This is a genomic window from Bradyrhizobium sp. LCT2, assembly GCF_009931255.1.
Taxonomy (GTDB): domain Bacteria; phylum Pseudomonadota; class Alphaproteobacteria; order Rhizobiales; family Xanthobacteraceae; genus Bradyrhizobium; species Bradyrhizobium diazoefficiens.
The window spans coordinates 2,846,621-2,867,479 of the sequence record NZ_CP034432.1 but is presented as its reverse complement, the minus strand read 5'-3'; the positions used below and the strand labels follow the sequence as shown (position 1 = coordinate 2,867,479).

The window sequence follows — 20,859 nt, the reverse complement described above, 5'->3', positions numbered from 1 at the left end:
TTGCGTCTTAGTGATGGTGATGCTCGTCCGGCGGGCTGGTCATGACAGTGCCGGAGGTCGGGTCAAGGAACAGCGCGTCCACCCGGAGATCGTGGCGATGATCATGATCGAAGTCGAACAGGTCCATGATCGACCCGGCGCTGGCGTCGAACGAGCCGCCGCCGAGACGCTGGCCGCGCAGCCAATTGTCCTCGATGAACCGCACCACCGAGGCCTGCGAGATGTAGGTGTGGCTGACGAAGTTCGTCCTCGCATAGGGCGAAACCACGATGAAGGGAACGCGGGTGCCCGGACCGCAGCGGCCGTTCACCGGCTTGCCGCTAAGCCCCTTCGGCGCCGGCTGCTTCTGCGGGCCGAGACCGCACAGGCCCGGACCGTTGACCTGGTCGGCGGTCGGATCGTAGGAGGCGCTCTTCGGCGCGACGTATTGGTGATCGTACCAGCCGTCGGAGTCGTCATAGGTGATGATGACCGCGGTCTCGCGCCACTCCGGCTGCCTCTGGAGGAAGTTGATCAGCTCGACATTGCCCACCTGCTCGTCGAGCGGATCGGAATTGCCGGCGTGACCGTCCTGGAAGGCCGGCATCTTGATGTAGGAGACGGCCGGGAAGTTGCCGGCCTTCACCGCGGCGTAGAAGTCCTCGAGATCGTAGTTGTGGTTGGCCGGATCAACCTTGCCGTTGAAGTCGTGGGTATGGCCAATCGCATTGACCGAGCTCGGCCGCGCATGGGTCGGGTTGGCGGTCGACTTGTAGTACTGGAAGAAGGCGTGGTGCGGACTGTAGTCCACGATGGTGCCGTTGACGTTGCTCGAGAAGGTGCTGCGGCCGCAACCGGTGGTGCCGTTGGCGTTCTTGAGCGTCAGGTCGAAGCCGCCCATGAAGCTGCCCCAGCTGATGCGCTCGTCGTTGAGCAGATCGCCGATGTTCTTGCTGGTCATCAGCACGGTGCTGGTCGTGCTCGAGCAGGAATCGTAGGCAGGATCGGTGTCGCCGATCAGCGTCAGGCCGCCCTGGCCGTCGGCGATCGAGGACGAGGTGCCGACGACGTTCTGCGCGCCGTTGGTCTGGCCGGAGACCACTTCCAGCATGCCGGGCGTGGACGGACCGAACGTGTCGGTCCAGTGATTGTCGCTCATGGCGAAGTGCTGGGCGTAGTTCCAGAAGGCCGTGACGGTGTTGCCGTCGAAATAGCCCATCACCTGGCCGTTGGTGCCGAACGCGCCGGCGCCGCCGGCCGTGCCGCGGCCGGTGAATTTCGGGAACAGGTCTTCCTTGCCGTTGTCCACCGCCTGCTGCTCGGGCGTGTAGGCATGGTTCTGCGAGCGCGTGTTGGCCTGGGTGCGGTCGAGACGGAACGGATCCGTCGCGCCGGTGCCGTTGGCCGGGCTGTTGTTCGGGTTGTTGACCAGCAGGTTCGCCGTGACGAGGTTGTTGACCTTCGGCGTGTGCGGCTTCGGCACGAAGGGTATAGAGCCGGACGGATTGGCCGCGTTCGGATAGGTCGCGAAATAATGGTCGAACGAGCGGTTCTCGTTGAAGATGATCACGAGATGCTTGATCGGCGTCTCGGTGTGGATGTCATGCGGATGACGGTGACGATCGTGATCATGATCGCGGTCCCGACCGAAATCGTCCGCGAGAACAGGCATGGCGCATGCGAGTGCCGTCGCGGCCGCGAAAATCGCGGCCGTCGTCAGAAATCTGGATTTCATTGTTGTGTTGCCCCGAAGGATTGACGCCGACCCCGGGAACGTTAATGGCGCGCGATGACAGAGCTGTGTCAGTTTGACGCAAGAGACACTTTGCGCAGTTGTTCAGACAAGATTTTCTACACGGGCGATTTGCCCGAAGCTGCCTTCCTCGACCCTCATGGTGAGGAGCCCGCCACAGCGGGCGTCTACTCGGTGCGGATCGGAGAATCCTTCAGGCCATTGTTGTCATAGGCCTTGCGCAAGGTGCCGTTGATCGTCGCCTCGTTCATGAATTTGGTGACGAAGGTCAGCGCCCGGTTGTGGCCGAGCGGTACCGCGACGGCCGTCACCGTCTTCTTGAACGTCTCGTCCAGCACCTTTGTACCGGGAATCTTCTGCGCCATCTTGTTGAGCTGGTCGCGCGACAGCGCGAAGGCGTCGATCTCGCCGCTCTTCAGGAGGCCGAAGATCTCGTCATAGGTCTGATAGCCGGTGACCTCAGCGTTCCTGAGATGCGCGACAGCGCCACGCATGGTGGTGGTGGCGTTGACGGCCGCGACCTTGATGCCGGGCTGGTCGAGCGAGGCAAAACTGGTCACGTTCGAACCAGCCTTGACGATGTAGGTGGCGTCCGCGACCTCGTAGATCGGCCCGAACATCATCTTGCTCTCGCGCTCGGGGTCCTTTGGCAGCCAGGTGACATCCCAGGTGCCTTTGCTGGCCGCGTCGGTGATCTGTCCGGAATTTTGGTGCACGACATATTCGACACCAACGCCGAGCTGGGCCGCCATCTCCTTGCCGAGCTCCACCGGCACGCCGGTATAGCCGGTTTCCGTCCTGGTCGACCAGAATGCGCCGCCTGCGGGGCTGATTGCGATCGCGACCCGCAGCTTGCCGGTCGGCGCGATCTCGTCCTTCAGCCCATCGGCTAGCGCGGGCATGGCAACCGCCGCCGCGAGAACGAGACCGGAGAGGGCCGATTGGACGGACGCGGACATTTCATGTTCTCCTCGCGTTTTCTTGTTCTCGTCGTCCCGACCGCTTCGCTTCCGCCACACGACCTTTGACACAATTCTGGTCGATCGTGCGCGCGGTGAAAAGCGGTTTGTCATGACAAACCTGTCAAAGGCCACACCGCCGTTCGCAGTGCAAGGCCGACGACCGCCATGGCTATGGTGTTCCACGGCCGGACATTTGTTGGTAGCCTGCCGCACCGACAGACAGCAATCGGGGGCCACCGAATGACGCGCGCGAATCCCGCATCTCCCGCACATCGCAATGGAGCGTGGAGACATGTTGGACGGGCGCTAGCCGCCACGGCCGCCGCGATCGCGCTCGCCGGCTGCGAGGACAAGAACGCCTACGTGGCTCCGCCCCCGCCCAAGGTGGACGTGGCGACGCCCGTGCAGCGGCCGGTGACGCGCTATGTCGAGGCCACCGGCAACACCGCGCCGATCAAGAATGTCGACTTGGTGGCGCGCGTGCAGGGTTTCCTGCAGTCGATCGACTACCAGGACGGCACCTTCGTCAAGCAGGGCACCCAGCTCTTTACCATCGAGCCCGAGACCTACAAGCTGAAGCTCGAGCAGGCCCAGGCGGCCGAGGCCGGCGCCCAGGCCTCGCTCCGGCAGGCGGAGGCCGACTTCAAGCGGCAAAGCGATCTGGTGCAGCGGCAGGCGGTCTCGCAGGCCACCCTCGACACCTCGACCTCGACCCGCGAAAACGCGCAGGCCAATCTCCTGCAGGCGCAGGCCAACACCAGGATCGCCGAGGTCAATTACGGCTACACCAAGGTCACCGCGCCGTTCGACGGCGTCGTCAGCGCCCACATGGTCTCGATCGGCGAGCTCGTCGGCGTCTCCTCCCCGACCCAGCTCGCGACCATCGTCGCGATGGACCCGATCTGGGTGAACTTCACCGTCAACGAGCAGGACGTGCTACGCATCCGCGCCGAAGCGGCCCGCCGGGGACTGACGCCCACCGACCTCAAGCAATTTCCGATTCAAGTCGGGCTCCAGAACGAGACCGGCTATCCGCATGAAGGCAAGCTCGACTACGTCTCGCCGACCCTCAACCAGTCGACCGGTACGCTTGCCGTGCGCGGCCTCGTCCCCAACGACAAGCGGGTGCTGCTGCCCGGTTATTTCGTCCGCGTCCGCGTGCCCTTCGACCAGGAGAAGGGCGCGCTCCTCGTTCCCGACACCGCGCTCGGCAGCGACCAGGGCGGCCGCTATCTGCTGGTGGTCAATGGCGACAACGTCGTCGAGCAGCGCAAGGTGCAGATCGGCCCCACCGATAACGGCCTGCGCGTGATCGAGAGCGGGCTGAAGCCGGACGACCGCGTCGTGATCGCGGGGCTGCTGCGGGTGATCCCGGGCCAGAAGATCGACCCGCAAGTGACGAAGATCGAGCAGCCGCAGGCGTCTGCCAAGTAGGAGCTGCCTGCCATGATCTCAAAATTCTTCATCGAGCGGCCGGTCCTCTCGAACGTCATCGCACTGCTGATGATCCTGATCGGCGGCGTCGCGCTGTTCAACCTCGCGATCGCGCAATACCCCGACGTGGTGCCGCCGACCGTGCAGGTCACCACGCGCTATCCCGGCGCCAGCGCCAAGACCGTGATCGACACGGTAGCCCTGCCGATCGAACAACAGGTCAATGGCGTCGAGGACATGCTCTACATGCAGTCCTACAGCGGCTCCGACGGCACCTATACGCTGACCGTGACCTTCAAGATCGGCACCGACCTCAACTTCGCGCAGGTGCTGGTGCAGAACCGCGTCTCCAGCGCGCTGTCGCAACTGCCGACGTCCGTGCAGAACCAGGGCGTCACCGTCCAGAAGAAATCGACCTCGATCCTGCTGTTCGTGACGCTGACCTCGCCGGACTCCCGGTTCGACAGTCTCTATTTGAGCAACTACGCCACCATCAACATCCGCGACGAGCTCTCGCGCCTGCCCGGCGTCGGCAACGTCACGGTGTTCGGCGCAGGCCAGTATTCGATGCGGGTGTGGCTCGACCCGAACAAGCTGCAAGTCCGCGGCCTCGTGCCGCAGGACGTGATCCAGGCGATCCAGCAGCAGAGCCAGCAGGTCTCCGCCGGCCAGGTCGGCGCGCCGCCGACGCCGCCGGGCCAGGCGTTCCAGTACACGCTCAACGTCAACGGCCGGCTCGACGACACCAGCCAGTTCGAGAACATCATCGTCAAGTCAGGCACCAGCGGCGACGTCACGCGGGTGCGCGACGTCGGCTGGGTCGAACTCGGCGCGCAGACCTACAGCCAGATCTTCTCGCTGAACAAGCAGCCCGCCGTCGGCATCGGCGTGTTCCAGTCGCCGGGCGCCAACGCGCTCCAGGTCGAGCAGGCCGTCGAGAAGAAGATGGCGGAGCTCGCCAAGCGCTTCCCGGAAGGCATCAAATACGACACGCCGTTCGACACAACCAAATTCGTCGAGGCCTCGGTGCACGAGGTCTACATGACGCTGATCGAGGCCGGCCTGCTCGTGCTGGTCGTGATCCTGGTGTTCCTGCAGGACTGGCGCGCCATGCTGGTGCCGGCAACGACCGTGCCGGTGACCATCATCGGCGCCTTCGCCGCGATGGCGGCGCTCGGCTTCACCATCAACATGTCCACGCTGTTCGCGATCGTGCTGGCGATCGGAATCGTCGTCGACGACGCCATCGTGGTGGTCGAAGGCGCCGCCCACAATATCGAGCAGGGCATGAACGGCCACGACGCCGCGATCAAGGCGATGGACCAGCTATTCGCGCCGATCGTCGGCATCACGCTGGTGCTGATCTCGGTGTTCCTGCCGGCCTCGTTCCTGGCGGGCCTCACGGGCCGCATCTACTCGCAATTCGCGCTGGTGATCGCGGCGACCGCGCTCTTGTCCGCCATCAACGCGGCGACCCTGAAGCCGACGCAATGCGCACTGTGGCTGCGGCCGGCGGTGCCGCCGGAGCAGCGCAACTTCTTCTATCGCGGCTTCAACAACGTCTATGACCGGGTCGAGCGCGGCTACACGCGGCTGATCACCTTCCTGGTCAGGCACGCCACGGTGTCGGTCGCGGTGGCGCTGGTGCTGATCGGGATCGGCGGCTACGGCCTGTCGCGGGTGCCGACCGGCTTCCTGCCGATCGAGGACCAGGGCTATCTGATCGCCGCCATCCAACTGCCCGACGGCGCCTCGCTGGAGCGGACCCAGAAGGTGCTCGACCGGGCCAGCGAGATCATCAAGGAGACGCCTGGCGTCCAGCAGGTCATCACCATCGCCGGCATCTCCGCGCTCGACAGCAGCGCGAGCCTTGCCAATGCCGGCGTCGCCTACATCATCCTGAAGGATTGGGACGCGCGCAAAGGTCCCGGCGAGGATCTGCGCTCGCTGGTCTACGGGCTGAACGACAAGCTCGCTGTGATCATGGAGGCGCGCACCATCGTGCTGCCGCCGCCGCCGATCCAGGGCATCGGCAACGCCGCCGGCTTCTCGATGCAGGTCGAGCTGCGCGACGGCAACAGCGATTTCGCCAAGCTGCAGGCCATCACCGGCGCGGTGGTCAGCAACGGCCAGAGCCAGAGCGCGCTGCAGCGCGTCCAGTCCTCGTTCCGCTCGTCGGTGCCGCAATTCAACGTCGAGATCGACCGCGTCAAGACCCAGACTTTGCATGTCACCACCGATCAGGTGTTCTCCGCGCTGTCGACCTATCTCGGCTCGTCCTTCGTCAACCAGTTCAACAAGTTCGGCCGCGTGTTCCAGGTCTATACGCAAGCCGATCCGGCCTTCCGCGTCACCGAGCGCGACATCGCCAACATGCAGGTGCGCAACTCGAACGGCGACATGATCCCGATCGGCACGGTGGCCACGATCACGCCGGCCACCGGCCCGTCGCTGATCAGCCTCTACAATCTCTATCCCTCCTCGACCATCATCGGCCTGCCGGCGCAGGGCTATTCGTCCGGCCAGTCGCTGAAGCTGATGGAGGAGATCGCGGACAAGACGCTGCCGCCCGGCACCGGTTATGAATGGACCGCGATGTCGTACCAGGAGAAGGCGGTCTCGAATCAGATCTACTGGGTGTTCGGCCTCGCCATGCTGCTGGTCTATCTCGTGCTCGCCGGCCAGTACGAGAGCTGGTACGCGCCGATCTCGGTGATCCTCGCCGTGCCGCTGTCGCTGATCGGGCCGATGCTGATCCTCAACGGCCTCAAGATCGACAACAACCTCTATTGCCAGATCGGCCTGATCCTGCTGATCGCGCTGTCGGCCAAGAACGCCATCCTGATCGTCGAGGTCGGGCTGGAGCTGCACGGCCGCGACGGCAAGCCGATCCTGGTGTCGGCGATCGAGGCGGCCCGCGCCCGCTTCCGCCCGATCCTGATGACCTCGTTCGCCTTCATCCTCGGCGTGGTGCCGCTGGTGATCGCGACCGGCGCCGGCGCCAGCGCCCGCAAGTCGATCGGCATCACCGTGTTCTCGGGCATGCTGGCCTCGACCTGCCTCGCGGTGCTGTTCGTGCCTGCGTTCTTCGTGGTGGTGCAGCGGTTCGAGAACTGGCGGGCGTCGAAGAAGGCGCCGAAAACGCAGCCGGCCGTGGAGGTGAAGCCGTAGGCTTTTTCTGCGGAGGCCCGCTCCGATAAAAAAAGTCGAAAACAACCCCATGCACAGTAGAACGGCGTTGATGGCGTTGAGTTTTTTTCAGCGACGCCAGCGTTTGACCCGTCGGGCAAGACACTGGCAGAATGGCATGATGGGTGGCATGCACGATGTGCCGCCATCTCCCCCGTCATTGCGAGCGCAGCGAAGCAATCCAGAGTCCCGCCGCGGAACGATTCTGGATTGCTTCGCTACGCTCGCAATGACGAGGTTGAAGCAGCTGCGCGCATCTCTTCTGTCATTCCGGGGCGCGCCGACAGGCGCGAGCCCGGAATCCATCGGGCGGCAGAGGCTGCGGGTAAATGGATTCCGGGCTCGTCGCTGTGCGACGCCCCGGAATGACGGGGTGGCGCGAGCCGCCCGCCTCACTGCCCTTCACGCCGCTTGCGGCGTCCGGATCTCGCGCGGCAGGATCAACGCGGCGGCGATCGCGAGCAGGCAGAGCGCGGCGAAGGCGTGCAGCATGGTGACGAACCCGCCCTGCTCGTAGAGCCAGGCGACCAGGCCGACGGAGGCGCCGGCGGCGGTGAAGCCGACGAAATAGCGCACGGCATAGGCGCGCGAGCGCCACTCCTCCGTGGTGTATTTGCCGACCATGGCATCGTTGACCGTGACCTGCCCGAACGCGCCCATGACGATGCCGATCGAGACCAGGATCAGCGGCAGATTGGACAGGCTCGCAGCCAGATACAGGAACGGCGCCAGCATGAAGGACAGCGGCAGCGCCACCGTCTTCAGCGAATAGCGGTCGAGCAGCCGGCCGATCGTGTACTGCGTCATGGCGCCGAACACGTAGACACAGGCCGCGATGACGCCGAGCAGCGCCGGGCTCCTGGTGAGATCGGCGAGCCGCTCCGCGAACAGTTTTGGCAGCGCGACGGTGACGGCGTTGAAGGTGGTGGAGATCGCGATCACCACGATCAGCAGCGCCAGGATCACGCGCCACATGTCCTGCTTGGCGACGCGCGCCTGCGCCGCCGCCTGCTTCGAACCCTTGCGGTCCTCGTGCACGACGATCATCGCAAAGGCGATGCCGATCAGGATGGTGACGACGCCGGGGACGATGAAGGCAAAACGCCAGCCGAGATACTGGCCGATCACGCCGGTCACCAGCGCGGACGAGGCCACGCCGAGATTGCCCCAGACGCCGTTGATGCCCATCTCGCGGCCGAGCCTGTCGGCATAGGACACGATCATGGCGGTGCCGACGGGATGGTAGATCGAGGCGAAGATGCCGATCGCCAGCAGCGCCGCGCCGAGCTGAACCGGGGTCTGAACGAAGCCGACCGAGATCATGGAGAGGCCAATGCCGACGAAGAAGATCAGCATCATGTGGCGGCGGCTCCAGCGGTCCCCGAGCCAGCCTGTCAGCAGCGAGCCCGCGCCGAACGCGATGAAGCCCGGCGTCGCGTAAGGCAAAAGTTCCGAATAGGCCATGCCGAGCGCCGGCCCCATGATGATCACGGCGGCGGCGAAGATCAGCATCGAATAATGGTCGATGAAATGGCCTGCGTTGACGAAACTGATGACCCGGCTGGGGCTGTTCATACGAATCCTCTCCTGCTCCGAAATGAGTTATATTTCGGGCAAATGACGGGATGCAGCCAATGACTGTCTTGGAAACGCCAATCCTCCGGGAGGTCCGGAGCAACCATCGCTCGCCTGCGGGCGTGCATCTGGTCGCGCGTGACTACCCCAGGGGCCTGCGGCTCGATCCGCACATGCACCGCGAGGCGCAGCTCGTCTATGCCGCCAAGGGCACGATGCAGGTGACGACACCGAAGGGCCGCTGGCTGGTGCCGCCGGACCGCGCCGTCTGGGTCCCGGCCGGGCTCGAGCATGCCATCGACCTGCTCGCCGACATCGAGTTGCGCACGCTGTATTTCGACCTGCCCTGGCTGAAGCGCGAGCAACGCTATGAAGGCCTGACCAAGGAATTCGTGGTGCGGGTCTCGCCGTTGCTCAACCAGGCGATCCTCGCGCTGTTCGACGCGCGCAACACGGAAGAGCGCACCGAGCTGCTGGTCCGCCTCGTCATGCTGGAATTGCACCAGGCCGAGGATTCCGCGACCTTCGTGCCGCTGCCGCGCGAGCCGCGCTGCCGGCGCGCCGCGATGATCGTGCTCGACGACCCAACCGGCCTGCACGACATCGATACGCTGGCGCGCGAGGTCGGAACCTCCGCGCGCACGCTGTCGCGGCTGTTCTCCACGGAGACGCAACTGAGCTTCAAGAGCTGGTGCCAGCGCGCCCGGATCGCCGCGGCAATCCAGCGGCTGTCCACAGATGCGAACGTTTCGGTGAAGCAGCTCGCGACCCAGCTCGGCTATGCCAGCGTGCCGGCGTTCTCGGCCGCGTTCCGCCAGGTGACAGGGCGGACGCCGACGGAGTTTGCGGGGAAGGGGTAGCGGCAACCTCGGTGTCGTTGCTCGCCGCTCCACTCCCGGTGTCATTGCCCGCGAAGGCGGGCAATCCAGTACTCCGAGACGGCGCGGCTAGAACCGAGACGCCGCGGCGTACTGGATGCCCCGCCTGCGCGGGGCATGACAGCGGTTGTGAAGCGCGACGGTCTTCGCGGGGCATGACAACGTTCCTGAGTCGCCTGCCCTGACTAAAGTTGCCAAATTCCCCTGCTTGATTGTGATCGGCTTCTGCCTAAATCCCGTGTAAGCTTCCGCACCGCACAAACCGGTTTCGAAAGGCCCAGATGGCTAACGCCTTCTTCTCCGATCTCCTCGCCACCATCTCCGAGCGCGGCCGTACGCTGCTTCGTCGCGATTCCGCGGATACCAAACAGGACGCCGACGGCCTGATCGCGCTCTGCGGTGCGCTGCTGTCGGGCCGGGGCGAAGCCTCCGGCACAGCCATGGCGCGCGAGGTGCTCGATCTCTACCAGGACCTGGATGCGGCAGGACGCCGCGCCTTCTTCGAGGCGCTGGTGCGCGATTTCGGCCCCGACCGGGAACGCCTGTCCAAGGCGATAGAGAAATGGCGCGCCAAGCCCAGCGACGAGGACGCGAGCTCGCTGCATTTCGCCTCCGAGCCGCGCCGGCAGGAGCTGATCCGCCGCCTCAACCGCGCGCCCGGCGGCACCGGCGACCTCGTCAACATGCGTGCCGACCTGCTCGGCATGATGAACGGACACACCGATCTCGCCGCGCTCGATCGCGACGTCTCGCATCTGCTTTCTTCGTGGTTCAACAGGGGGTTTCTCGTGCTGCGCAGGATTGACTGGTCAACCCCGGCCAACATCCTCGAAAAGATCATTCGCTATGAAGCCGTCCACGAGATCAGCGACTGGGACGATTTGCGCCGTCGCATCGATCCGGTCGACCGCCGCTGCTACGCCTTCTTCCATCCGGCGATGGTGGACGAGCCCCTGATCTTCGTCGAGGTAGCGCTGACCGAGACGATCCCCGGCGCGATCGCGCCGCTGCTGGCGGTCGACCGCCAGCATCTGCCGATCGAGCGCGCGCGCACCGCCGTGTTCTATTCGATCTCCAACACCCAGCGTGGCCTCGGCGGCATCTCGTTCGGCAGCTTCCTGATCAAGCAGGTGGTGGAAGAGCTGCGCCGCGAATTGCCGAAGCTCGACAGCTTCGTGACGCTGTCGCCGGTGCCGGGCTTCATGCAATGGGTCAAGCAGGACAAGGAGCTGCCGCTGTCGGACGAGGATCGCGAGGTGCTGAAGCGCCTCGACGATCCCAAATGGTTCGAGAACCCCGAGACGACGGCACTGCTGCGCGGCATACTGGAGCCGCTCGCGGCGCACTACTTCCTGAAGGCCCGCACGGCGAAGGGCCGGCTGATCGACTCCGTCGCCCGCTTCCATCTCGGCAACGGCGCGCGGCTCGAGCGCATCAACTGGCTCGGCGACCTCTCGCCCAAGGGCGTGCGCGAGTCGGCCGGCGTGATGGTCAACTACCTCTACCGCCTCGACGACATCGAGAAGAACCACGAAGCCTACGCCAATGACGGCGAGATCGTTGCCTCGAGCGCGGTGAAGAAGCTGCTGAAGGGCGAAGGACGGCGGCGGCTGGATATGCGGCTGTCGTAGGGTTCTGTCGTCCTGGCGAAAGCCAGGACGACGTTGGGGAGAGTTCTCGCGACTATCGCAACGATACATGCGCGGCGAGGAGTGAATTACTCCGCCAGCGCCTTCATCTCCTTGTAGAGATCCGACTTTCCCTCGAAGCCGATGCCCGGAAGGTCCGGCATGGTGATGTGGCCGTTCTCGACGCGCACGCCGTCGGGGAAGCCGCCGTAGGGCTGGAACAGGTCCGGGTAGCTTTCGTTGCCGCCGAGGCCGAGGCCGGCGGCGATGTTGAGCGACATCTGGTGGCCGCCATGCGGGATGCAGCGGCTTGGCGACCAGCCATGGGTCTTCAGCACTTCGAGCGTGCGCTGGTATTCGCAGAGGCCATAGGACAGCGCGCAGTCGAATTGCAGCCAGTCGCGGTCCGGGCGCATGCCGCCATAGCGGAGCAGGTTGCGCGCGTCCTGGTGGCTGAACAGGTTTTCGCCTGTCGCCATCGGGCCGGGATAGAATTCGGCGAGCGCGGCCTGCAGCGCGTAGTCGAGGGGATCGCCGACCTCCTCGTACCAGAACAGCGGATAATCGCGCAGCATCTTGGCATAGGCGATGCCGGTCTCGAGGTTGAAGCGGCCGTTGGCGTCGACGGCGAGCTGCGCGTCCTTGCCGATCTCCTCCAGCACCGCCTCGATGCGCATGCGATCCTCCTCGATGGGCGCGCCGCCGATCTTCATCTTCACGACGTTGTAGCCGCGGTCGAGATAGCCACGCATCTCGCCGCGCAGCATCGAGAGCCCCTTGCCGGGGTAATAGTAGCCGCCGGCGGCATAGACGAACACGCGCGGGTTGGCTTTGACGCCGTGACGTTCGGCGAGCAGGCGAAACAGCGGCTTGCCCGCGATCTTCGCCACCGCGTCCCACACCGCCATGTCGATGGTGCCGACCGCGACCGAGCGCTCGCCATGGCCGCCCGGCTTCTCGTTGATCATCATCGCGGCCCAGACCTTGTCGGGATCGAGATTGTCGCCGGCCTCGTTCAGAAGCTTCTTCGGATCGGCCTCCAGGATGCGCGAGGCGAAGCGCTCGCGGATCAGGCCGCCCTGCCCGTAGCGGCCGTTGGAATTGAAGCCGTAGCCGACGACCCGCTTGCCGTCGCGCACAACGTCAGTGACGACGGCGACGAGGCTCGTCGTCATCTTGGTGAAATCGATATAGGCGTTGCGGATCGGCGATGAGATCGGCTTGGTGATCTCGCGGACGTCGACGATGCGGACGGACATGGGGTTGGCTTTCTCTTATCGTCATTCCGGGGCGATGCGCAGCATCGAACCCGGAATCTCGAGATTCCGGGTTCTCGCTTCGCGAGCCCCGGAATGACAGCATGTTACTTCTTATCCCTGAAATACGGCTCGACCGGCCCGTGCACCTTGATGGTCAGCGGGTTGCCGTGGCGGTCCTTGGCGTTGCCGGCGGTGACGCGGACCCAGCCTTCGCTGATGCAGTACTCCTCGACATTGGTCTTCTCGATGCCCTTGAAGCGGATGCCGACGTCGCGCGCCAGGATGTCCGCGTTGTAATAGGGGCTGTTCGGATCGACCGACAGGCGGTCCGGAAATTCGTCGCTCATGATTGTCTCGCTCATAACAGGGTCTCGATTTGCTGCCGCAATCCTTCGGGCCGCGCGGTCGGCGCGTAGCGCGCGATCACCCGGCCGGCACGGTCCACCAGGAATTTGGTGAAATTCCATTTGATGGAGGCGCCGAGGAGCCCGGATTGCTGGCGTTTCAGATACTCATACAAAGGATGCGCGTTGGCGCCGTTGACGTCGATCTTCTCGAACAGGGGAAAGGTGACGTCGTAATTGGTCGAGCAGAATTCCTGGATCTCGCTCGCCTGCCCCGGCTCCTGCGCGCCGAACTGGTTGCAGGGAAAGCCGAGCACCGCGAAGCCGCGCGGCGAGAGATCGCGGTAGAGATCCTCAAGGCCGCGATATTGCGGCGTGAAGCCGCATTTGCTCGCGGTGTTGACGATCAGGAGCACCTGCCCTTCGAACCGGCGCATGGGCACTTCCTCGCCGAGCAGCGAGTTGGCCTTGAAGTCGTAAATCGCCGACATCGCTAACCCACGGGATCGATCGGCGACGGCGGCACGCCGCCCGCCTCGATCGCTTCGCCGGCAAGCAGGCACAGATCCTCGCGGTAGCGGCCGGACACGATATGCACGCCGACCGGCGCCTTGCCGACGAGGCCGGTGGAGACCACGAGGCCCGGCAGACCCATGAAGGGAATCGCGATCTGCGGCAATTGCGCCTCCCAGACCCGCTTGAAGGATTCGTCGTCTTTGCGGTCGAGATGATCCGGGAACGGCAATTCGCCGGAGACCGGCGTCAGCACCACCGCATATTTTTCGAAGAACAGCATCCAGTCGCGGGTCAGCGTGGCGCGGCGGGTCAATGCCTTCGCGTAATTCGCCTGGTCCATCGGCGTCACCCTGCTGCGGTTGCCGCGCAGGCACGCCAGCGCACCGGGATCGCCTTCGCGCTCTGCCATCTCGAGCTGCGCCTCATAGCCGTCGCCGAGCCAAAGCTTGATCTGCCACTCGACCGCCTCGCGCATCGGCGGCGTGTTCTCGATCACGTCAACGGTCCACCCGGCACGTTCGAGGCGCTTGCCGGCATCGGTCACCGCCGCCTTCACCTCCGGCGTGGTCGCAAGGCCGTCCGGGTTGAGGCAGAGCGCGGCGCGCTTCGGCCGCGCGGGACCTTCCAGCGGCGCCGGCACATACCAGGGGTCGCGGATGTCGCGCGCCGACATGGCCGCGAGCGAGATCCTGATGTCGTTGACGGTGCGCGCCAGGGGTCCCGACACCGCCATGATCTGCGGGCCGATCGGGCGTTCCGGCAGCGCCGGATTGAAGGCGGGGATGCGGCCCAGGGTCGGCCGCAGGCCATGCACGCCGCAGGCATAGGCGGGATAGCGGATCGAGCCGGCGATGTCGGTGCCATGGGCGATGTGGCCGATGCCGGCCGCGACCGCCGAGCCGGCGCCGCCGGAGGAGCCGCCCGGCGTCAGCGAGGCATCGCGGGGGTTCTTGGTGTCGCCGTGGACCAGGTTGGTGGTGAACCAGCGATAGGAGAAGGCCGGGCAATTGGTGCGGCCGAGCAGGATGGCGCCGGATTTGCGGAAATTGGCGACCACCGGATTGTCTTCCCGCGCGATCAGGTCGCGCTGGAGTTTTAAGCCGTTGGTGGTGGCAAAGCCCTCCTGGTCGACATTGGCCTTGATGGTGACGGGGACGCCGGCCAGCACGCCGGGGTCCTCGCCCCGGCCAATTGCGGCATCGACGGCGTCGGCCTGCTTGAGCACGTCCTCCGGCCGGTGGTCGATCACGGCGTTGAGCTGGGGATTGACGGCGTCCAGACGGGCGAGGCCCGCCTTGGCCGCCTCCCTGGCGGACACCTTTTTGGCCTTGACGAGGGTGGCGAGGTCGGCAGCCGACAGGCGCCAGAGATCTTGCATGGCTTGCTCCGTGTAACCGGCGTCTTTTAGCGCCGGGAACGCGGTAAAGCCATGCGGATTTCGCAGGGGCGAAGGGCTCGGATTGCGGCATCTTTCGGCATTGTGAGCGCAGCGAAGCAATCCAGACTGTCTCCGCGGAACCGGTCTGGATTGCTTCGTCGCATCAGCGCAAAATTGCTTCACAATTTTGTCGCGCGCTCCTCGCAATGACGTGGAGAGAGCGGCGGACCTCTCTAATGCCTCGTCGCGGACTGATCCGGCATGTCCAGCAGCGCTTCGGTGAAGGGAAACTCCAGCACGACTTCGCCGTCGACATCGGTGACCTCGATCACCGCCTCCAGCAGCGCCGGCTGGGTCCCTTCCGATCTCAGGACCTCCAGGATCATCTGGCGGGCGACCTCCCAGGCGCGATCGGGATTGCGCAGATCCTCGCCCTCGGGATCCACGATCAATTCATCGCCGATGCGGGTGTTGAAGAAATATTTGGGCATCACCGAGGTCCAGATTGGGTCGCCTGTAGCCGATTGGAAGCCGTTCCATACTCACAACTGGTTTATCCCGACAGGGATCACGACCTATCGGTAATTTTTCTTATGTCATTCGCTCAACTTTACGGCCGCAATACGCTCTCTTTGCAGTGCAACAATTCCGCCAGCCTACTACTTAGGTCGGGAAAATTTCACTGGCGAACTTTTCCACCCGCAGTAATTTAACCCGTGGGCGGATGCGTCCGAATTCACGAAAATGGAGAGCCAAATGGCCTGGAAAGCCCCGAAGATCGTCGAAGTGCCCTGCGGCATGGAAATCAACATGTATGTGAGCGCCACCCGCAAGTAAGCGGTTGGTGAGTTTGCGTTCTGCGCAGGTGGTTCTTTCGGTCGGGCACTCTCGGCTACGATGTCTTCCGGTCACGATGCATTTCCGGAAGATAGATTTCGTGTCGGCCTGAGATCCACCTCGCGACGTTGCCTCCAGGAGACGGATCATGCTTCGCGTCGTCGTCCTGGGCGCCGGGGCCGGCGGCGGAGTGCCGCAATGGAATTGTGGCTGCGAAGGTTGCCGCACGGCCCGTGCCATCGGCGATGAGCTCTTGCGAACCCAGGCCTCGGTCGCCTTCAGCGGCGACGGCGAGCATTGGTTCCTGATCAACGCCTCCCCCGATCTGCGCCAGCAATTGAATGCCACGCCGCAACTGCACCCCAAGGCGGGCGCGCTGCGGCATACGCCGGTCGCGGGCGTGATCCTGACCAATGGCGAGGTCGATGCCGTGGCAGGCCTGCTGTCGATGCGCGAGGGCTCGCCCTTCACGGTCTATGCGCATGAGAAGGTGCTGGCGATCCTCAGCGCCAACAGCATCTTCAACGTGCTGAACGAGAAGAACGTGCGGCGCCAGCCGATCGCCATCCGCGAGCCGTTCGAGCCGCGGCTGGTTGACGGTGCGCGGTCTGGAATCGAGGTGTTGCCGTTCGCGGTCCCCGGCAAATCGGCCTGGTACCTGGAAGGCAAGGCGCATCCGGGCGGCGAGACCGGCGACGGCGATACGCTGGGGCTCAAGATCACCGACAAGACGACCGGCAAGTGCTTCTACTTCATCGCCGCCTGCGCCGAAGTGACCGACGCGCTCAAGGCCGAGATCGACGGTGCCGCGCTGGTGTTCTTCGACGGCACGGTCTGGCGGGACGACGAGATGATCAAAGCCGGGCTCGGCCACAAGACCGGCAAGAGCATGGGGCATGTCGCCATGTCCGGCGAGGACGGCGCGATCGCGCGGCTCGCCGATCTCGATATCGACAGGAAGCTGTTTCTGCATATCAATAACTCGAACCCGGCGCTGCTGCCCGCTTCACCCGAGCGGAAAGCGGCCGAGCAGGCGGGCTGGCAGATACCCGCGGATGGAACGGAGATCGTGCTGTGAATGCCGCATCACTGACTGGAATAACCGCGCTCTCGATCGGCAAGGACATCAAGCTCAACTCGGCCGAGGAGCTGGAAGCGGCGCTGCGCCATATCGGCGCGACCCGCTATCACAGCCTGCATCCGTTCCATAAGCTGCTGCACGGCGGCAAGCTGAACAAGGGCCAGGTGCAGGCCTGGGCGCTGAACCGCTACTATTACCAGAGCACGATCCCGATCAAGGACGCGGTGGTGATCTCGCGCTTCCGCGACCGCGCCACGCGCCTGGAATGGCGCCACCGCATCGAGGACCATGACGGCGATGTCGGCTCCGAAGGCGGCATCGAGCGCTGGCTGAAGCTGACCGAAGGCCTCGGCCTCGACACCGCCTATGTGGAATCCACCGAAGGCATTCTCCCCGCTACGCGCTTCGCGGTGGAGGCCTATGTCCACTACTGCCGCGAGAAGAGCCCGCTGGAGGCGATCGCCTCCTCGCTCACGGAACTGTTCGCGCCAAGCATCCACGAGGAGCGCATCGCCGGCATGTTGCAGCATTATGATTTCGTCAATCCTGATATCATGAGCTACTTCAAGCGCCGCCTCACGCAGGCGCCGCGCGATGCCAATTTCGCGCTCGAATATGTCAGGACGCACGCGAGGACGCCGGAGGAGCGAGCCTCCGTGTGCAATGCGCTGATCTTCAAGACCAACGTGCTGTGGGTGCAGCTCGACGCGCTCCAGCACGCCTATGTCGAGGGCCACATTCCGCCGGGCGCGTTCGTGCCCAAAGAAAACTAAAAAGGCGAGCTGAAGAGGAACTGTCATGGCCGGGCCGCGTCATATCAGCGTCAGCGAGGCGAGCCGCCCCGTGCTGCCGCGGCATGCCAAGCTGAAATACGACGAGACGCGCAAAGTGTGGGTGATCCTGGCGCCGGAACGCGTGCTGGCGCCGGACGAGATCGCGGTCGAGGTCCTGCAGCTCTGCAACGGGGAGCGCAGCGTCGGCGACGTTTCCGACCAGCTGGCGGCGAAATACGCCGCGCCGCGCGAGGCGATCCTCACCGATGTCGTCGCCATGCTCCAGGATCTCGCCGACAAGGGCTTCCTCACCGAGGCCCGGGAGAAGACGTCATGAGCGATGTGCTCGGTAATCCCAAAATCCCGCCCGGGACAAGTGACAGCCTCGCGGTGCTGGAGAAGCAACGCTCGACGGCGGAGACCTTCGGCATTCCGCTCGCCGTGCTGCTCGAGATCACCCATCGCTGTCCGCTGCAATGTCCCTATTGCTCCAACCCGGTCGAGCTCGATCGCTCGGGCAAGGAACTGACGACCGAGGAGTGGAAGAAGGTGTTGAGCGAGCTCGCCGAGATCGGCGTGCTCCAGGTGCATTTCTCCGGCGGCGAGCCGACGGCGCGGAAGGATCTCGTCGAGCTGGTGAAGCATGCCAGCGACGTCGGCCTCTACACCAACCTCATCACCTCGGCCGTGCTGCTGACGCGCGAGCGGCTGAGCGAGCTGGCGGACGCCGGGCTCTGCCATGTGCAGATCAGCTTCCAGGGCGTCGAGGAGGGCCTTGCCGATCGCGTCGCCGGCTACCGGAACGCGCACCGCAAGAAGCTCGAAGTCGCGAAGTGGACGCGCGAGCTCGATCTGCCGCTCACCGTGAATGCGGTGATGCACCGGCAGAACCTGCACCAGCTCCCCGACATCATCCAGATGTCGATCGATCTCGACGCCGACCGGCTCGAGGTCGCCAACGTGCAATATTACGGCTGGGCGCTGAAGAACCGCGCCGCCTTGATGCCGACGGTGGCGCAGCTCGACGAATGTACCCGCCTCGTCGAGGAAGCGCGGGAACGGCTGAAGGGCCGGCTTTCGATCGACTACGTCGTGCCGGACTATTACGCGCTGCGGCCGAAGAAGTGCATGGGCGGCTGGGGCCGGCAGTTCTTCAACATCTCGCCGGCCGGCAAGGTGCTGCCCTGCCATGCCGCCGAGAGCATCACCGGGCTCGACTTCGAATCCGTGCGCTCCAACCACTCGATCGCCTGGATCTGGCAGAACTCCGAGGCCTTCAACCGCTATCGCGGCACCGGCTGGATGAAGGAGCCGTGCAAATCCTGCGAATTCCGCGAGATCGATTTCGGCGGCTGCCGCTGCCAGGCCTTCGCGCTGACGGGCGATGCCGCCAACACCGATCCGGCCTGTGCGCTGTCGCCGCTGCACGAGACCATCTTCAAGCAGGCCGAGCGCGAGGCCGAGGGCGAGACCAACCGCTTCCTCTACCGCAACTTCGCCGGCGGTACCCTGGAACCCGAGAATGACGCCTGACGCCGACGCGGCCAGCTCACTCAGGCGTGCCGATCCCTTTGCGCCGCTGACCTCCGACATGCTCGACGTCGGCGACGGCTTTGAGCTCTATGTCGAGAGCGTCGGCCGCGCCGGCGGAATCCCTGCGATCTACCTGCATGGCGGGCCCGGCAGCGGCTGCCAGCCCGATCATCGCCGGCTTTTTGATCCTGAGCGCCTCCATGCCGTGCTGTTCGACCAGCGCGGCTGCGGCCGCAGCCGGCCGAAGGGCTCGCGCGAGCACAACACCACGGCGCATCTGATCGCGGACATGGAGAAGATCCGCGAGAAATTCGGCTTCGAACGCTGGATCGTGGTCGGCGGCTCCTGGGGCGCGACGCTGGCGCTGGCGTATGCGCAGGCGCATCCCGAGCGCGTCTCCGGCATCGCGCTGCGCGCGACCTTCCTGGGCACGCGGGCGGAAGTCGTCACCGGCTTCACCGTGCGCCTGCCGCATTTCTATCCCGGGCTGCACGAGGATTTTCTCAGCGTGCTGCCGCCCGAGGAGCGGGACCGGCCGGTGGACGCCTATTGGCGCCGCATCCTCGATGCCGATCCGGCCGTGCATGGACCGGCGGCGCGGGCCTGGCACGATACCGAGCGCATCTTGTCCGAGCACAAGCCCGCACGGACGCGGCTCGACCTCGCCTCGCTGAACGTCTGGCGCACATTGCCGGCGACCCCGTTCATGGAAGCGCACTACTTCGTCAACGACAGCTTCATGACCGCAAACCAGCTGCTGCAGAATGCAGGGAGGCTCGCCGGCATTCCCGGCATCATCATCCAGGGCCGCTACGACCTGCTGTGCCCGCCCGAGACAGCGCATGCGCTCGCGAAAGTCTGGCCGGGTTCCGAGCTTCGCATCGTGGAAGAAGCCGGGCATTCGCTCTATGATACCGGCGTGAGGGACGCGGTCATGAAGTCGATCGCGGACCTTGCCTCGAAGTCCGCGCGATGAGAGGACAAGAAAAATGCCGCTCGCCGGGAAAGGCATGCTGCTGACGTCGATGAATATCGACGCGGCCGATGAGGCCGATTTCAACCGCTGGTACGATCGCGAGCATCTGGAAGAGCGTGTCGCGATCGAGGGATTCCTGGAAGCGCGGCGCTATGTCGCGCACGCCGCCAATCCCAAATATCTCTGCCTCTATTCGACCGCGACGCTCGACGTGCTCGACAGCCCCGCCTACCGGGCGCGGCTCGCGAGCCCGACCGACTGGTCGCGGCAGACCATGGCGCGTTTCAAGGACATGCTGCGCGTCGTCGCGCGCGTCACCATCAGCAACGGCAGCGGACGCGGAGCTGCGCTCGGCGTGGTGCGGCTGCGGCCGACGCCCGGCAACGCCGCGCCATGGCGTGATGCGCTGCAAGAAAGGCTGGCGCCGGAAAAGCGCGACGGCATCATCTCGATGCATCTGCTCGAGAGCGAGCCGGAATTGTCGGGCGCAGCGCCCGGGATTCCGGCAGTGCGCAACGAAGGTGCACGCGACTGGTTCGTGCTGATCGACGGCACGCATGTCGGCGCGGTCTCGGCTGTCATTGCCGAGCGCTTCACCGGCCCCGCCGCATCGCCCTTCCCGCTTCCCGTCTCCGTCGGCACCTACGCGCTGATGTGGGACCTCGCGAAGAGCGACATCGCGCACCGCTGACGCGCCTCCATGCACCGCAACATATTGCACCGCCGCATTGCTGTGCGCAGCCGTTAATGCTGTGCACGCGCAG

At 64.9% G+C, this 20,859-nt stretch carries 19 protein-coding genes; 11 read left to right on the top strand and 8 right to left on the bottom strand.

The features are described from left to right. Nucleotides 1-7: 7 nt before the first annotated feature. The gene (locus EI171_RS14020; protein ID WP_161533623.1) at nucleotides 8-1,714 is read right to left on the bottom strand and encodes a phospholipase C; all 1,707 of its coding nucleotides are present in this window, start codon (nucleotides 1,712-1,714) and stop codon (nucleotides 8-10) included. 185 nt (nucleotides 1,715-1,899) lie between these two features. Then, nucleotides 1,900-2,691 (bottom strand): ABC transporter substrate-binding protein, encoded by a 792-nt coding sequence (locus EI171_RS14015; RefSeq protein ID WP_161533622.1) that lies wholly within the window; start codon nucleotides 2,689-2,691, stop codon nucleotides 1,900-1,902. Nucleotides 2,692-2,934: 243 nt separating this feature from the next. Here EI171_RS14015 and EI171_RS14010 point away from each other — a divergent pair, with 243 nt between their 5' ends. Both EI171_RS14010 and EI171_RS14005 read left to right on the top strand, forming a co-directional pair. Continuing rightward, complete coding sequence (locus EI171_RS14010; protein WP_161533621.1) at nucleotides 2,935-4,128, top strand: efflux RND transporter periplasmic adaptor subunit; 1,194 nt, start codon at nucleotides 2,935-2,937, stop codon at nucleotides 4,126-4,128. Nucleotides 4,129-4,140: 12 nt separating this feature from the next. Next, a complete protein-coding gene (locus EI171_RS14005) occupies nucleotides 4,141-7,299 on the top strand; it encodes an efflux RND transporter permease subunit (protein WP_161533620.1) in 3,159 nt (1,052 codons plus the stop codon). Between the two features lie 420 nt (nucleotides 7,300-7,719). On the opposite strand, the gene EI171_RS14000 is transcribed toward EI171_RS14005, so the two are convergent. Next, nucleotides 7,720-8,892: an MFS transporter gene (locus EI171_RS14000; RefSeq protein ID WP_161533619.1), complete on the bottom strand. Its 1,173-nt coding sequence runs from the start codon at nucleotides 8,890-8,892 to the stop codon at nucleotides 7,720-7,722. Between the two features lie 59 nt (nucleotides 8,893-8,951). On the opposite strand from EI171_RS14000, the gene EI171_RS13995 reads away from it, so the two are divergent. Together EI171_RS13995 and EI171_RS13990 are read left to right on the top strand one after the other, a co-directional pair. Then, nucleotides 8,952-9,752, top strand: a complete 801-nt coding sequence (locus EI171_RS13995) for a helix-turn-helix transcriptional regulator (protein WP_161533618.1) — start codon at nucleotides 8,952-8,954, stop codon at nucleotides 9,750-9,752. A gap of 299 nt (nucleotides 9,753-10,051) precedes the next feature. Next, nucleotides 10,052-11,401: a malonyl-CoA decarboxylase gene (locus EI171_RS13990; protein ID WP_161533617.1), complete on the top strand. Its 1,350-nt coding sequence runs from the start codon at nucleotides 10,052-10,054 to the stop codon at nucleotides 11,399-11,401. A gap of 86 nt (nucleotides 11,402-11,487) precedes the next feature. Here EI171_RS13990 and tarD read toward each other — a convergent pair whose 3' ends face one another. The 5 genes from tarD to EI171_RS13965 all read right to left on the bottom strand — a co-directional run bounded on the left by tarD (nucleotide 11,488) and on the right by EI171_RS13965 (nucleotide 15,386). Continuing rightward, nucleotides 11,488-12,657 (bottom strand): D(-)-tartrate dehydratase, encoded by a 1,170-nt coding sequence (gene tarD, locus EI171_RS13985; protein WP_060908677.1) that lies wholly within the window; start codon nucleotides 12,655-12,657, stop codon nucleotides 11,488-11,490. A gap of 104 nt (nucleotides 12,658-12,761) precedes the next feature. Next, nucleotides 12,762-13,019 carry a DUF3297 family protein gene (locus tag EI171_RS13980; protein ID WP_011089470.1) on the bottom strand — a complete coding sequence of 86 codons (258 nt, stop codon included), beginning with the start codon at nucleotides 13,017-13,019 and terminating at the stop codon, nucleotides 12,762-12,764. Further along, entirely contained in the window at nucleotides 13,016-13,492 is a 477-nt protein-coding gene (locus EI171_RS13975; RefSeq protein WP_011089471.1) for a glutathione peroxidase, read from the bottom strand. The genes EI171_RS13980 and EI171_RS13975 overlap by 4 nt, the downstream gene beginning before the upstream one ends. A gap of 2 nt (nucleotides 13,493-13,494) precedes the next feature. Continuing rightward, complete coding sequence (locus tag EI171_RS13970; protein WP_161533616.1) at nucleotides 13,495-14,895, bottom strand: amidase family protein; 1,401 nt, start codon at nucleotides 14,893-14,895, stop codon at nucleotides 13,495-13,497. A gap of 233 nt (nucleotides 14,896-15,128) precedes the next feature. Next, the gene (locus EI171_RS13965) at nucleotides 15,129-15,386 is read right to left on the bottom strand and encodes a hypothetical protein (RefSeq protein WP_028174561.1); all 258 of its coding nucleotides are present in this window, start codon (nucleotides 15,384-15,386) and stop codon (nucleotides 15,129-15,131) included. Between the two features lie 265 nt (nucleotides 15,387-15,651). Here EI171_RS13965 and pqqA point away from each other — a divergent pair, with 265 nt between their 5' ends. From pqqA to EI171_RS13930, 7 genes are all read left to right on the top strand, one after another. Next, entirely contained in the window at nucleotides 15,652-15,732 is an 81-nt protein-coding gene (pqqA, locus tag EI171_RS13960; RefSeq protein ID WP_007595659.1) for a pyrroloquinoline quinone precursor peptide PqqA, read from the top strand. 148 nt (nucleotides 15,733-15,880) lie between these two features. Continuing rightward, nucleotides 15,881-16,810, top strand: a complete 930-nt coding sequence (gene pqqB, locus EI171_RS13955; RefSeq protein WP_161533615.1) for a pyrroloquinoline quinone biosynthesis protein PqqB — start codon at nucleotides 15,881-15,883, stop codon at nucleotides 16,808-16,810. After that, nucleotides 16,807-17,586: a pyrroloquinoline-quinone synthase PqqC gene (gene pqqC / locus EI171_RS13950; protein WP_011089476.1), complete on the top strand. Its 780-nt coding sequence runs from the start codon at nucleotides 16,807-16,809 to the stop codon at nucleotides 17,584-17,586. Before pqqB ends, pqqC begins: the two co-directional genes overlap by 4 nt. Nucleotides 17,587-17,611: 25 nt before the next feature. Continuing rightward, nucleotides 17,612-17,923, top strand: a complete 312-nt coding sequence (gene pqqD, locus EI171_RS13945) for a pyrroloquinoline quinone biosynthesis peptide chaperone PqqD (protein WP_060908679.1) — start codon at nucleotides 17,612-17,614, stop codon at nucleotides 17,921-17,923. After that, entirely contained in the window at nucleotides 17,920-19,119 is a 1,200-nt protein-coding gene (gene pqqE, locus EI171_RS13940) for a pyrroloquinoline quinone biosynthesis protein PqqE (RefSeq protein WP_060908680.1), read from the top strand. The genes pqqD and pqqE overlap by 4 nt, the downstream gene beginning before the upstream one ends. Continuing rightward, on the top strand, nucleotides 19,109-20,095 hold the full coding sequence (gene pip, locus EI171_RS13935; RefSeq protein ID WP_161533614.1) for a prolyl aminopeptidase: 987 nt from the start codon (nucleotides 19,109-19,111) through the stop codon (nucleotides 20,093-20,095). The genes pqqE and pip overlap by 11 nt, the downstream gene beginning before the upstream one ends. A 13-nt stretch (nucleotides 20,096-20,108) precedes the next feature. Continuing rightward, nucleotides 20,109-20,786 carry a DUF4286 family protein gene (locus EI171_RS13930; RefSeq protein WP_028174557.1) on the top strand — a complete coding sequence of 226 codons (678 nt, stop codon included), beginning with the start codon at nucleotides 20,109-20,111 and terminating at the stop codon, nucleotides 20,784-20,786. Nucleotides 20,787-20,859 lie beyond the last annotated feature (73 nt).

Coding starts and splice junctions, on each gene's coding strand:
- EI171_RS14020 (WP_161533623.1), bottom strand. CDS start 1,714: ATGAAATCCAGATTTCTGACGACGGCCGCGATTTTCGCGGCCGCGACG.
- EI171_RS14015 (WP_161533622.1), bottom strand. CDS start 2,691: ATGTCCGCGTCCGTCCAATCGGCCCTCTCCGGTCTCGTTCTCGCGGCG.
- EI171_RS14010 (WP_161533621.1), top strand. CDS start 2,935: ATGACGCGCGCGAATCCCGCATCTCCCGCACATCGCAATGGAGCGTGG.
- EI171_RS14005 (WP_161533620.1), top strand. CDS start 4,141: ATGATCTCAAAATTCTTCATCGAGCGGCCGGTCCTCTCGAACGTCATC.
- EI171_RS14000 (WP_161533619.1), bottom strand. CDS start 8,892: ATGAACAGCCCCAGCCGGGTCATCAGTTTCGTCAACGCAGGCCATTTC.
- EI171_RS13995 (WP_161533618.1), top strand. CDS start 8,952: ATGACTGTCTTGGAAACGCCAATCCTCCGGGAGGTCCGGAGCAACCAT.
- EI171_RS13990 (WP_161533617.1), top strand. CDS start 10,052: ATGGCTAACGCCTTCTTCTCCGATCTCCTCGCCACCATCTCCGAGCGC.
- tarD (WP_060908677.1), bottom strand. CDS start 12,657: ATGTCCGTCCGCATCGTCGACGTCCGCGAGATCACCAAGCCGATCTCA.
- EI171_RS13980 (WP_011089470.1), bottom strand. CDS start 13,019: ATGAGCGAGACAATCATGAGCGACGAATTTCCGGACCGCCTGTCGGTC.
- EI171_RS13975 (WP_011089471.1), bottom strand. CDS start 13,492: ATGTCGGCGATTTACGACTTCAAGGCCAACTCGCTGCTCGGCGAGGAA.
- EI171_RS13970 (WP_161533616.1), bottom strand. CDS start 14,895: ATGCAAGATCTCTGGCGCCTGTCGGCTGCCGACCTCGCCACCCTCGTC.
- EI171_RS13965 (WP_028174561.1), bottom strand. CDS start 15,386: ATGCCCAAATATTTCTTCAACACCCGCATCGGCGATGAATTGATCGTG.
- pqqA (WP_007595659.1), top strand. CDS start 15,652: ATGGCCTGGAAAGCCCCGAAGATCGTCGAAGTGCCCTGCGGCATGGAA.
- pqqB (WP_161533615.1), top strand. CDS start 15,881: ATGCTTCGCGTCGTCGTCCTGGGCGCCGGGGCCGGCGGCGGAGTGCCG.
- pqqD (WP_060908679.1), top strand. CDS start 17,612: ATGGCCGGGCCGCGTCATATCAGCGTCAGCGAGGCGAGCCGCCCCGTG.
- pqqE (WP_060908680.1), top strand. CDS start 17,920: ATGAGCGATGTGCTCGGTAATCCCAAAATCCCGCCCGGGACAAGTGAC.
- pip (WP_161533614.1), top strand. CDS start 19,109: ATGACGCCTGACGCCGACGCGGCCAGCTCACTCAGGCGTGCCGATCCC.
- EI171_RS13930 (WP_028174557.1), top strand. CDS start 20,109: ATGCCGCTCGCCGGGAAAGGCATGCTGCTGACGTCGATGAATATCGAC.